The sequence below is a fragment of the Streptomyces sp. NPDC002499 genome, from assembly GCF_053595415.1.
Genome location: NZ_JBSFXO010000008.1, coordinates 398,971 through 411,290 on the forward strand (window position 1 = coordinate 398,971; position 12,320 = coordinate 411,290).

General features: G+C 70.1%; 11 protein-coding genes. 5 read left to right on the forward strand and 6 right to left on the reverse strand.

Annotated elements, in window-relative coordinates; translation table 11 throughout:
- Positions 1-33 precede the first annotated feature (33 nt).
- The 3 genes from ACWD5F_RS24655 to ACWD5F_RS24665 all read left to right on the forward strand — a co-directional run bounded on the left by ACWD5F_RS24655 (position 34) and on the right by ACWD5F_RS24665 (position 2,913).
- Positions 34-663, forward strand: a complete 630-nt coding sequence (locus ACWD5F_RS24655) for a TetR/AcrR family transcriptional regulator (protein ID WP_451257346.1) — start codon at positions 34-36, stop codon at positions 661-663.
- A 163-nt stretch (positions 664-826) separates the two neighbouring features.
- The gene (locus ACWD5F_RS24660; protein WP_451257348.1) at positions 827-1,837 is read left to right on the forward strand and encodes an alpha/beta hydrolase fold domain-containing protein; all 1,011 of its coding nucleotides are present in this window, start codon (positions 827-829) and stop codon (positions 1,835-1,837) included.
- Between the two features lie 158 nt (positions 1,838-1,995).
- On the forward strand, positions 1,996-2,913 hold the full coding sequence (locus ACWD5F_RS24665; protein WP_451257350.1) for an NADP-dependent oxidoreductase: 918 nt from the start codon (positions 1,996-1,998) through the stop codon (positions 2,911-2,913).
- Between the two features lie 25 nt (positions 2,914-2,938).
- Here the strand turns inward: ACWD5F_RS24665 and ACWD5F_RS24670 are convergent, their stop codons facing one another.
- Genes ACWD5F_RS24670 through iolC form a run of 6 tightly spaced genes read right to left on the reverse strand, consistent with a single transcriptional unit; the run spans position 2,939 to position 9,934 of the window.
- Entirely contained in the window at positions 2,939-3,724 is a 786-nt protein-coding gene (locus ACWD5F_RS24670; RefSeq protein WP_451257352.1) for a GntR family transcriptional regulator, read from the reverse strand.
- Between the two features lie 35 nt (positions 3,725-3,759).
- A complete protein-coding gene (locus tag ACWD5F_RS24675) occupies positions 3,760-5,253 on the reverse strand; it encodes a CoA-acylating methylmalonate-semialdehyde dehydrogenase (RefSeq protein WP_451257354.1) in 1,494 nt (497 codons plus the stop codon).
- Positions 5,254-5,282: 29 nt separating this feature from the next.
- Complete coding sequence (gene iolD, locus ACWD5F_RS24680) at positions 5,283-7,160, reverse strand: 3D-(3,5/4)-trihydroxycyclohexane-1,2-dione acylhydrolase (decyclizing) (protein ID WP_451257356.1); 1,878 nt, start codon at positions 7,158-7,160, stop codon at positions 5,283-5,285.
- Positions 7,160-8,050 (reverse strand): 5-deoxy-glucuronate isomerase, encoded by an 891-nt coding sequence (iolB, locus tag ACWD5F_RS24685; protein WP_451257358.1) that lies wholly within the window; start codon positions 8,048-8,050, stop codon positions 7,160-7,162. The genes iolD and iolB overlap by 1 nt, the downstream gene beginning before the upstream one ends.
- Positions 8,051-8,078: 28 nt before the next feature.
- A complete protein-coding gene (locus ACWD5F_RS24690) occupies positions 8,079-8,957 on the reverse strand; it encodes a Cgl0159 family (beta/alpha)8-fold protein (protein WP_401711898.1) in 879 nt (292 codons plus the stop codon).
- Between the two features lie 14 nt (positions 8,958-8,971).
- The gene (gene iolC, locus ACWD5F_RS24695; protein ID WP_451257360.1) at positions 8,972-9,934 is read right to left on the reverse strand and encodes a 5-dehydro-2-deoxygluconokinase; all 963 of its coding nucleotides are present in this window, start codon (positions 9,932-9,934) and stop codon (positions 8,972-8,974) included.
- 290 nt (positions 9,935-10,224) lie between these two features.
- Here iolC and ACWD5F_RS24700 point away from each other — a divergent pair, with 290 nt between their 5' ends.
- Positions 10,225-11,244, forward strand: coding sequence for a sugar ABC transporter substrate-binding protein (locus tag ACWD5F_RS24700; RefSeq protein ID WP_401711893.1), 1,020 nt, complete (start codon positions 10,225-10,227; stop codon positions 11,242-11,244).
- Entirely contained in the window at positions 11,244-12,320 is a 1,077-nt protein-coding gene (locus ACWD5F_RS24705; protein ID WP_451257362.1) for an ABC transporter permease, read from the forward strand. The genes ACWD5F_RS24700 and ACWD5F_RS24705 overlap by 1 nt, the downstream gene beginning before the upstream one ends.

Below are 12,320 nucleotides of genomic sequence, written 5' to 3' on the forward strand. Positions count from 1 at the left end.
CAAGCGGATGATTGAATTAATACTGTGACATCGGTGAAGAAAACGGACCTGCGCCGAGAGGCCGGTCAGCGCACGCGGGACGGCCTGCAGGCGGCCGCCCTGGAGCTGCTCGCGCAACGAGGCCAGGAGGGCGTGACGCTCCGCGAGATCACGGATCGCGCCGGAGCCAACGTCGCCGCGGTGAGCTACCACTTCGGTTCGCTGAAGGCCCTGTGCGACTCGGCGATCGAGCACGCGCTGGAGCGGTATCTGGACGCGCAGATGCTGGCCCTGGACTCCCTCGGCCCCACTGCGACACTCCAGGACCTGGCGACCGCCTTCGCCCGGCCGATGATGCGCGCGCTGGCGGCCGGCGGGGAGGACCTGGCCGTGATGCGGACCGTGGCACGCGTCGGCATCGAGCCGCCTCAGGGGTGGGAGCGGCTGAACGAGAAGTTCGACCTCAGTCGCCGCATGGCCCTCCGGGTGCTGACCCCGAACATCCCGGGTGTCGGCGAGGAGGAGCTGATCTTCCGTACGCGCTGCGCGGCCGGCCTGCTGAACTGGCTCGCTCTGGCGCCCATCGGTGCCGAGCTGGCCGCCCTGTCGGCCGAGCAGATCGAGCGGCAGCTGGTTCCCGTGGTGACGGGGGCGTTCCGGGGGGATGCCGCCCCGGTCGGCTGACGGGGCGTCGACCGACCGGACCCGGGAGTCACCTGTAATCGCCTTCGTCGAGCGCCGGCGTCTTCGTGTTCTTCGTGTTCGCGCGCGTATTTGACAAGCATCTCTCCATAAGTGAAACTGAATTCACCTTCACTATTGGTGGTTCATGACGATCGGAGAGAACATGTCTGACACTCCCGCCGCGCCGGTGATCCCGCTGCCCGTCGCCACCCGCGTCTCGCCGCCCGACCTCGCCGACAGCACGCTGCTGGACATCGACCCGGATCCGCAGATGTCCCTCGGCGCCGTCGAGGTGGACACCCATGACGACATCACCTACAAGACCGTCGAACTGCCCGACGGGGAGTCGCGCGAGCTGAAGTACGACATCGTGCGGCCCGCCACCGACGAGCGGCTGCCACTGGTCGTCTACCTTCCCGGGGGCGCGTTCCTGCGCTGCAACAAGGTCATGGCGTTCGAACTGCGCCGGCATGTCGCCGAGTCCGGGTTCGTCGTCGCCGGCGTCGAATACCGTGTCACCCCCGACGGCGCGACCTACCACGACACCATCCACGACGTCCGCGCCGCCCTCGCCCATCTGCGGCTGCACGCCGACGACTTCGGGATCGACCCCACCGCGGTCGCCGTCTGGGGGGAGTCGGCCGGCGGTCACGTGGCGGCGCTCACGGGGACGACGAACGGTCTTGCCGAGTTCGCCGAGGGCTCCGACCCGTCACCCCTGGGACAGGTGCAGGCCGTGATCGACGGCTTCGGCAGTTCCCGACTCTCCGCGATCGCCGGCGACTTCGACGAGGAGGCCCAGCTCCACTACCGGCACGAGCCCACCCACTTCTCGGCCTACCTCGGCAAGCCCGGTGCGCTGTTCTCCGACATCCCCGACGCCGTGCGAGCCGCCGATCCCGCCACCTACGCGACCGCTTCGGCACCGCCGTTCCTGCTCCTGCACGGCAGCGCGGACGTGATGGTCTCCCCGTCCCAGACCCAGCACGTGCACCAGGCGCTGCTCGCCGCCGGGGCCGACAGCACCCGCTACGTCCTGAACGGCGCCAACCACGGCGATGTCGCCTTCCTCGGACTCGTGGGCAGTGGGCTCCCGTGGTCCTCGGCCACCACGATGGGCATCGTCACCGAGTTCCTCCACCGCCATCTCGACCGGACCGACGCGTCCGCGTAGCGCCTCCCGGCCGCGCCCGACTCCCGGAAATGGGACGGGCGCTCGGGAAGACAGCTCCGTTGCCGGGTCGTTGAAGGCGATGGCGCGGTCGGTGTGTGGCCATCCGAGGCATGACCGCCCACAGGCTTGGCCGAGCGGGGAAGAGTGGTGATCACGCGATGCGGGCGGTGCGGTTCCACGAGTACGGCGGGATCGATGTGCTGCGGGTGGAGGAGGTGGCGCGGCCGGTGCCCGGCGCCGGGCAGGTGCTGGTCGAGGTCCGCGCCGCCGGGATCCAGCCCGGCGAGGTGATGATCCGCGAGGGCGCGCGGCACGATCGCTGGCCCTCGACGTTCCCCTCCGGGCAGGGCAGCGATCTGGCCGGCGTGGTGGTGGAGGCCGGTCCGCAGGTGCGGGGCTTCGCCGTGGGCGACGAGGTGCTGGGCTTCACCCACAACCGGGCGAGCCACGCGGAGTTCGTCGTGGCCGACGACGTACAACTGGTCTCGCGTCCGGAGGGGCTGCCCTGGGACGTGGCCGGGTCGCTGTACGTGGCCGGCACTACCGCCTACGCCACCGTGTTCGCGGTGGATCCCGGTCCGGCCGACACGGTCGTCGTGTCCGGTGCGGCGGGCGGTGTCGGATCCCTTGCCGTGCAGCTCGCGGGGCGCCGCGGCGCCACGGTGATCGGGCTGGCGAGCGAGCGCAACCACGCCTGGCTGAAGGAGCGCGGTGTCGTCCCGGTCGCGTACGGGGAGGGCGTGGCCGACCGGATCCGGGAGGCCTCCGGCGGGCGGGTCGACGCGTTCATCGACACGTTCGGCGACGGATACGTGGACCTGGCCGTGGAGTTGGGCGTGCGGCCCGAGCGGATCAACACGATCCGCGACTGGCAGGCCGCGGCCAGGGTCGGGGCGCACACCTACGGAGAAGGCGCGGCGGCGTGCGCGGTGGTCGTCGGCGAACTGGCCCGACTCGCCGCGCGCGGCGAGCTGGAGGTGCCGATCGCCCGCACCTACCCCCTGGAGCAAGTGCGGGACGCCTACAGCGAGTTGGAAGGGCACCACCCGCAGGGCAAGATCGTGCTCCGGCCCTGAACCCGGCCGTCCGTGTCGGCCCGGGTCAGGGCCTGACCAGCAGCTGGAAGTCGAACGCGTACCGGGACGCCCGGTAGATGTGCGTCCCGTACTCGACCGGTCGGCCCGTGTCGTCGTACGCCGTGCGCTGCATGGTCAGCAGGGCGGCGCCCGCCTTCTCGTCGAGGCGGGTCGCCTCCTCGGCGGTGGCGGAGCGGGCGCCGATGGTCTGGCGGGCGCTGTGCAGTGTGATGCCGGCGGTGCGCATCATCCGGTACAGGCCGGTCGACTCCAGCCGGGCGCTGTCCAGTTCGAGGAGGTTCGCGGGCAGGTAGTTGCACAGGAAGGCGACCGGCTGGCCGTGCGTGCAGCGCAGTCGTTCCAGGGCGACGACCTCGCTGCCCTCGGCGATGCCGAGCGCGGCGGCGACGTCCGGGGTCACCGTCTCGCGCTCGTTGCGCAGCACCTCGGTGGTCGGGCCCTGGCCGGCCGCCTCCAAGTCGTCGTAGAGACTGCTGAGTTCCAGCCCTCGCTTGACCTGGCTGTGCACCACCTGGGTGCCCACCCCGCGGCGGCGCACCAACAGGCCCTTGTCGACCAGGGATTGGATGGCCTGCCGGACCGTGGGTCTGGACAGGCCCAGACGCATCGAGAGATCGATCTCGTTGCCCAGGAGATTGCCCGGGGCGAGGATCCCGTGCTCGATCGCCGCCTCCAACTGCTGTGCGAGCTGGTAGTAGAGCGGCACCGGACTGCCCCGGTCCAGGGCGAAGTCCAGCGAGTGGAGCGCGGGGGCGGTCATGGCACGTGCGGGATCGCCGGCCTTGGCCATGGAGGTACCTCCCTCGAAAGTGACCTGACGGCAGGTCAGGAGTGGCTGGGGAAACCGAGGTTGATGCCCGCGTCGGCCGGGTCCGGCCAGCGCGTGGTGATGACCTTCCCCTGCGTGTAGAAGGCGATGCCGTCGTTGCCGTAGACGTGCAGGTCGCCGAAGAGGGAGTCCTTCCAGCCGCCGAAGGAGTGGTAGCCGACCGGCACGGGGATCGGCACGTTCACGCCGACCATGCCCGCCTTGACCTCCAGCTGGAAGCGGCGGGCGGCGCCGCCGTCGCGGGTGAAGATCGCGGTGCCGTTGCCCCAACGGGAGTCATTGATCAGCTTGATGGCCTCGTCGTAGGAGTCCGCGCGGACCACGACCAGGACCGGGCCGAAGATCTCGTCCTTGTACGCGTCCGCCGTCAGCGGCACCCGGTCAAGCAGCGACACTCCGAGGAAGAAGCCGTCCTCGTGGCCCTCGACCGAGTAGCCGGTGCCGTCGACCACGACCTCGGCGCCCTGCTCCGCGGCCGACTTCACGTACGAGGCGACCTTGTCGCGGTGCTCGCGGGTGATCAGCGGGCCCATCTCGGAGGCCGGGTCGTTGCCGGGGCCGATGCGCAGCTTGCCGGCGCGCTCGGCGATCTTGGCGACCAGCTCGTCACCGGTGTCACCGACCGCGACCACGACCGACACGGCCATGCAGCGCTCGCCGGCCGAGCCGTAGGCCGCGTTGATCGCCTGGTCGGCGGCGAAGTCCAGGTCGGCGTCCGGGAGGACGAGCATGTGGTTCTTGGCGCCGCCCAGGGCCTGCACACGCTTGCCGTGCTCGACTGCCTTGAGCTGGATGTACTTCGCGATCGGCGTCGAACCGACGAAGGACACGGCCTCGATGTCCGGGTGCTCCAGGATGCGGTCCACGGCCACCTTGTCGCCCTGCACGATGTTCAGCACACCGTCGGGCAGGCCCGCCTCGGAGGCGAGTTCGGCCAGCCGGAAGGACGCCGACGGGTCCTTCTCGGACGGCTTCAGGACGAAGGTGTTGCCCGTGGCGATGGCGAGCGGGAACATCCACATCGGCACCATGGCCGGGAAGTTGAACGGCGTGATGCCGGCGACGACACCGAGCGGCTGGCGGATCGACGCCACGTCCACGCGGGTCGAGACCTGCGTCGACAGCTCGCCCTTCAGCTGCACGCTGATCCCGCAGGCCAGCTCCACGATCTCCATGCCGCGCGCGACCTCGCCCAGCGCGTCGGAGTGCACCTTGCCGTGCTCGGCGGTGATCAGCTCGGCGATCTCGTCGCGGTGCGCGTCCAGCAGTTCGCGGTACTTGAAGAGGATCGCCGTGCGCTTGGCGAGCGAGGAGACACCCCAGCTCTCGAACGCGGCCTTGGCGGAGGCGACGGCCGCGTCCACCTCGTCGACGGTCGCGAACGCGACCTGCTTGTCCTGCGCGCCGGTCGCCGGGTCGTACACGACGCCGTAGCGGCCGGAGGTGCCCTCGACGGGCTTGCCGCCTATCCAGTGGGTGATCGTCTTCATGGTGCGAAGGCCTTTCGGGGGAGGGGAGTTCAGAGGTGGCGGCGGCGGTCGGCGACCTGGCGGTCGTACTCCTCGCGGGCCTGTACGGCGGCCTCGCGGGAGGCCGTCTCGGCGACCGGCACGTCCCACCAGGCCTCGGCCGGGGGAGCGGTCGGGGTGGCGGTGTCGGTCTCGACGTAGACACAGGTCGGACGGTCGGAGGCGCGGGCCGTGGCGAGCGCCTCGCGCAGCTCGCGCACGGTCTTGGCGCGCAGGACGTCCATGCCGAGGCTGCCCGCGTTGGCGGCCAGGTCGACCGGGAGCGGGGCGCCGGAGAAGGTGCCGTCGGCGGCCCGGTAGCGGTAGGCGGTGCCGAAGCGCTCGCCGCCGACCGACTCGGAGAGGCCGCCGATGGAGGCGTAGCCGTGGTTCTGGATGAGCAGGAGGTTGACCGGCAGGCCCTCCTGGACGGCCGTGACGATCTCGGTCGGCATCATCAGGTAGGTGCCGTCGCCGACCAGCGCCCACACAGGCGTGTCGGGTGTGGCCTGCTGGACGCCGATCGCGGCCGGGATCTCGTAGCCCATGCAGGAGTAGCCGTACTCCAGGTGGTACTGGCGCGGGCTGCGCGAGCGCCACAGTTTGTGCAGGTCGCCGGGGAGCGAGCCGGCCGCGTTGATGATCACGTCGTCGTCGCCGACGACCGAGTCGAGCGCGCCGAGCACCTGCGTCTGGGTGGGGACGGCGTTCTCGTCGGCGGCGGTGAAAGCCGCGTCGACGACCTGTTCCCAGTGGTCCTTGCCCGCGCGGTACGCGGCCTCGTAAGCCGAGTTCACACGGTGACCGGCGAGTGCCTCGGTCAACGCTGTGAGCCCCGTCCTCGCGTCGCACACGAGTGTGCGCGCCGCCAGCTTGTGAGCGTCGAACGCGGTGATGTTCAGGTTGACGAACCGGACGTCCGGGTTCTGGAAGAGCGTGTGGGACGCGGTGGTGAAGTCCGTGTAGCGGGTGCCGACGCCGATCACCAGGTCCGCGGTGCGCGCGAGGTCGTCGCTGACCTCCGTGCCGGTGTGGCCGATCCCGCCGAGGTCGGCCGGATGGTCGTACCGCAGCGAGCCCTTGCCCGCCTGGGTCGAGGCGACCGGGATGCCGGTGGCGTCCACCAGGACCTTGAGTGCCTCCTCGGCGCGGCTGTGGTGGACCCCGCCGCCCGCGACGATCAGCGGGCGCTCGGCGGCCCGGATCGCCGCCACCGCCTCCGCCAGCTCGTACGGGTCGGGCGCGGGACGGCGTACGTGCCACACGCGCTCGGCGAAGAACTCCTCCGGCCAGTCGTACGCCTCCGCCTGCACGTCCTGCGGGAGCGCCAGGGTCACCGCGCCGGTCTCGACCGGGTCGGTGAGGACCCGGACGGCGTTGAGCGCGGAGGGGATCAGGGCCTCGGGGCGGGTGACGCGGTCGAAGTAGCGGGAGACCGGGCGCAGGGTGTCGTTGACCGACAGGTCCGCCTCGACCGGGTGCTCCAGCTGCTGGAGGAGCGGGTCGGCGGCGCGGGTCGCGAAGTAGTCGCCCGGCAGGAGCAGCACCGGCAGCCGGTTGATGGTGGCCAGCGCGGCGCCGGTGACCAGGTTGGTGGCGCCGGGGCCGATGGACGTCGTCACGGCCTGCGCGGACAGGCGGTCCAGCTGGCGGGCGTAGCCGACGGCCGCGTGCACCATGGCCTGCTCGTTGCGGCCCTGGTGGTAGGGCATGGTGTCCTCGCCCGCCTCCAGGAGGGCCTGGCCCAGTCCGGCGACGTTGCCATGGCCGAAGATGCCCCAGGTGCCGGCGATCAGCCGGTGGCGTACGCCGTCGCGCTCGGTGTACTGGACGGACAGGAACCGGACCAGGGCCTGGGCGACGGTCAGACGGCGGGTGCGGGTGCTCATCAGGACTTCTCCGGTGCCGTGTAGAGGGGGAGACGGGGGTCGACCGGCTGGTCCGGCCAGGTGTCGCGGACCCAGGCGTGGTCCGGGTGGTCGCAGATCAGCCAGGCGCGCTCGGGCTCGGGGCCCGCCATGACGTTCAGGTAGTACATGTGGTGACCGGGCACCGCCATGGACGGCCCGTGCCAGCCGTCGGGGATCAACACGACGTCCCCGCCCCGGACTTCGGCCAGGACGTCGGTGCCGCGTCCCTGCCCGGAGGGGGAGACGCGCTGGTAGCCCAGGCCGGGGATGCCCTCGTGGTCGGCGAACTCGAAGTAGTAGACCTCTTCGAGCACCGACTCCTCGCCGGGCCGGTCCTCGTCGTGCTTGTGCGGCGGGAAGGACGACCAGTTGCCGCCCGGCGTGATCACCTCGACCGCGATGAGCTTGTCGCACTCGAACACGCCGGCCGCGCCGAAGTTGTTGACCTGCCGGGAGGAGTTGCCGCTGCCGCGCAGCTCCACCGGCACGGCGGAGGCCGGTCCGTAGCGGGCGGGCAGCCGGCGGGTGCAGCGCGCTCCGGTGAGCGCGAACCGTCCGCCGCCGGCCGACACGACGGTCGCCCGCGCGTCCCTCGGCACGTACGCGAAGTCGCTCACCGAGCTGAACACGCTGTCGCGGCCGGTGAGTTGGAAGGTGTCGTGGCCGAAGTCGTCGGCGGCGGCGACCGTGCAGCCCCCGCTGAGCGGGAGCACGATCCACTCGCTGTCGCCGGTGTCGAAGGTGTGGCTGCCGCCCGGCGGCAGCTCGAGGACCCGCAGGCTGGAGTAGCCCCAGCCGGCCTTCTCCGGCGTGATGTCCACGACGTAGGGGCCGCCGAGGGCCTTTCCTGCGGGAAGGTGATACGTCATCGCGTTCCTCCGTGTCACGACCGGGCCGTCACAGCAGACCGACGGCCGTGTCGACCGCCGTCTCCACAGTGCCCTCGGCCGGGTAGAGCAGCGAGCGGCCGACGACCATGCCCTGCACGGTGGGCAGCCGCAGCGCCTTGCGCCAGCGTTCGTACGCGCCTTCCTGGTCCTCACCCACTTCGCCGCCGAGCAGTACGGCCGGCAGGGTGGAGGTCTCCAGGACCTCGCCCATGTCGTCCGGGTCGTCGGTGACGGGGAGCTTGAGCCAGGTGTAGGCCGAGGTGCCGCCCAGGCCCGAGGCGATGGCGACCGACTTGGTGACCGCCTCGGCGGAGAGGTCGTTGCGGACCCGGCCGTCCACCCGGCGGGAGATGAACGGCTCGACGAACACGGGGAGCCGGCGGGCCGCCATGTCGTCGACGGCCCGCGCGGTGGACTCCAGGGTGGTGAGCGAGCCGGGGTCGTCGTAGTCGATACGGACCAGCAGCTTGCCCGCGTCGAAGCGGAGCCGCTCGATGTCCTCGGCGCGGTGGCCGGTGAAGCGGTCGTCCATCTCGAAGACGGCGCCGGCCAGGCCGCCGCGGTTCATGGAGCCCATGACGACCTTGTTCTCCAGCACCCCGAGCAGCAGGAGGTCGTCCAGGATGTCGGCGGTGGCGAGGACCCCGTCGACGCCGGGGCGGGAGAGCGCGATGCAGAGGCGTTCCAGCAGATCCGCCCGGTTGGCCATGGCGAGCCTGCGGTCGCCCACGCCCAGCGCGCCGCGCGCCGGGTGGTCGGCGGCCACGATCATCAGGCGGCCGCTGTCGCCGAGCAGTGGCCTGCGCACGCGTCGGGCGGCGGCTTCGGCGACGGCCTCGGGATGCCGGGCTCTGACCGTGACGAGGTCGGGGATGCTGATGGACAAGACAGAGCTCCGTTTCAGGCGGTGGCGCGCGCGAGGAGGCCGTCGACCTCGGCTTCGGTGGGCATCGCGGAGGAACAGGCGAGCCGGGAGGCGACGAGGGCGCCGGCCGCGTTGGCGTACCGCATTGTTTCGGCCAACTCCCAGCCGGACAGCAGCCCGTGGACGAGGGAGCCGCCGAAGGCGTCGCCCGCGCCGAGGCCGTTGGCCACCTCGACGGGCACCGGCGGGACCTCGGCGGTGGTGCCGTCGCGGTGCACGGCCAGCACGCCCTTGGGGCCCTGCTTGACCACCGCGAGCTCCACGCCCGCGGCCAGCAGCGCCTCCGCGCAGGCCAGCGGCTCGCGGACGCCGGTGGCGATCTCGCACTCGTCGAGATTGCCGACCGCGACGGTCGCGTGCCGCAGGGCTTCCGCGTAGTACGGGCGGGCCTCTTCCGGGTCGCGCCAGAACATCGGGCGCCAGTCGAGGTCGAAAACCGTGGTGCCCGCCTTGTCGCGGGCCTTCAGGGCGGCGAGCGTGGCCGAGCGGCTGGGCTCCTCGCTCAGGCCGGTGCCGGTGATCCAGAAGACGCGGGCCGCCCGGATCGCCCAGAAGTCCAGTTCCTCGGTGTGAATCTCCAGGTCAGGAGCCTTAGGCTGCCGGTAGAAGTAAAGAGGGAAGTCATCCGGCGGGAAGATCTCGCAGAAGGTCACCGGTGTCGGATAGGCGGCGACGGGTGTCACCCAGCGGTCGTCGACGCCGAACTCCTTGAGCGCCTCGTGCAGATAGGTGCCGAAGGGGTCGTCACCGGTGCGGGTGATCACCGCCGTGTTCCGGCCGAGCCGGGCCGCGGCGACCGCCACGTTGGCGGCCGAACCGCCGAGGAATTTGCCGAAGGTCTCGACCTGGGCCAGGCCCACACCCGACTGAAGGGGGTAGAGATCGACCCCGATACGGCCCATAGTGATCAGGTCGAAGGGCTGGGCTTTCTGGGCCATGTGCGACGCTCCTAGGGCTCTGTCCGGGGATGCGGGCCCCGGAGGACCTCCGCCTCCCAGGTGTAGGCCTCCGGAGCCGATGCTGTCAATACTTTGTACTGACATTCGGACCTGCTTGTGAAATGATGTCTTAACAAAGTATTGACAGTGGGCGCGCCAAGGGATTGGATCCCGTCCCAGTACTTCTGCCGTATTTGCGGCGCACGACCCGGACATGCCAAGATCCCGGGCCCCGGATCTTTGAGATCCCTCTCCCTTTCCCCCGCAAGCACAGTGAGGTGCCAGGAAAGATGGACCGCTCCACTCACCACCGCTCCCGCAGAATCGTCCCCGTTGTGGCGGTCGCCGCGGCAGCTGCCCTGACCCTCGCCGGCTGCTCCAGCAGCTCCGGGGGCAAGAAGTCCGAAGAGGGCGGGTCGGGCGCCTCGGCGGGCAAGGCCACCACACCCCGGATGACGGTCGCCCTCGTGACGCACCAGTCGCCCGGCGACACCTTCTGGGACATCGTCCGCAAGGGTGCCGAGGCCGCCGCGGCCAAGGACAACATCAAGCTGATCTACTCGGCCGACCCGAACGCGGGCAACCAGGCCAACCTGGTGCAGAACGCGATCGACCAGAAGGTCGACGGCATCGCGATCACCCTCGCCAAGCCGGACGCCATGAAGGACGTCGTGAGCAAGGCGACGGCCGCGAAGATCCCCGTGGTCGGCCTCAACTCCGGTGTCAGCGACTGGCAGAAGCTCGGCCTGATGGAGTTCTTCGGCCAGGACGAGACCGTGGCCGGCGAGGCGTTCGGCAAGAAGCTGAACGAACTCGGCGCCAAGCACACGGTCTGTGTCGTCCAGGAGCAGGGCAACGTCGGCCTCACCCAGCGCTGTGACGGGGTCAAGAAGACCTTCTCCGGCAAGACCGACGTCCTGTACGTCAACGGCACCGACATGCCGTCGGTGAAGTCGACGATCACCGCCAAGCTCAAGACCGACAAGTCCATCGACTACGTCACCACGCTCGGCGCCCCGTTCGCGCTGACCGCCGTGCAGTCGGTGTCCGACGCGGGCAGCAAGGCGAAGATCGCGACCTTCGACCTGAACAAGGACCTCACCACGGCCATCAGCAAGGGCACGATCCAGTTCGCGGTCGACCAGCAGCCGTACCTCCAGGGCTACTTGGCGATCGACTCGCTGTGGCTCTACAAGAACAACGGCAACTACATGGGCGGCGGTGAGCAGCCCGTGCTGACCGGCCCGGCGTTCGTCGACAAGTCCAACGTCGACGCGGTGGCGGCGTTCGCCGCGAAGGGCACCCGGTGATGAGTATGGCCCAGCACGCCGAGCCGGCGGTGGAGACACCGCCGGCCCCCGGCCCCAAAGAGGCCGACGGCAGGACCTCCCAACGCCCGCTGGTCTTCAAGCTGTTGGCGCGCCCCGAGGTGGGAGTCTTCCTCGGCGCCGCCGCCGTCTACGTCTTCTTCCTGATCGTCGCGCCCCCGGTGCGCGACGGCAGTTCGATGGCGACGGTGCTGTACCAGTCGTCGACGATCGGCATCATGGCGCTGCCGGTGGCGCTGCTGATGATCGGCGGCGAGTTCGACCTGTCGTCCGGTGTCGCGGTGATCAGCTCGGCGCTCACCGCGAGCATGCTCAGCTACCAACTCACCATGAACGTGTGGGTCGGTGTCGTCGTCGCGCTGCTCGTGTCGCTGGCGATCGGCGCGTTCAACGGCTGGATGGTCGTCAAGACCGGACTGCCCAGCTTCCTGATCACCCTGGGCACCTTCCTGATCCTGCAAGGCGCCAACCTCGCCGTCACCAAGCTGGTCACCACCAACGTCGCCACCGACGACATCAGCAACATGGACGGCTTCGACCAGGCCAGGAAGATCTTCGCCTCGTCCTTCGACATCGGCGGCGTCCAGGTCAAGATCACCGTCTTCTACTGGCTGGTCTTCGCGGCCATCGCCACCTGGATCCTGCTGCGCACCAAGTACGGCAACTGGATCTTCGCGGTCGGCGGCAACAAGGACAGCGCCCGCGCGGTCGGTGTCCCGGTGACCTTCACCAAGATCTCGCTGTTCATGCTGGTCGGCTTCGGCGCCTGGTTCGTCGGCATGCACCAGCTCTTCACCTTCAACACCGTGCAGTCGGGCGAGGGCGTCGGCCAGGAGCTGATCTACATCGCGGCGGCCGTCATCGGCGGCTGTCTGCTGACCGGTGGTTACGGCTCGGCGATCGGCCCGGTCTTCGGTGCCTTCATGTTCGGCATGGTCAACCAGGGAATCGTCTTCGCCAACTGGAACCCCGACTGGTTCAAGGCCTTCCTCGGCGTGATGCTGCTGGGCGCCGTGCTCATCAACTTGTGGGTCCGCCAGTCGGCGACCCGGAGGTGA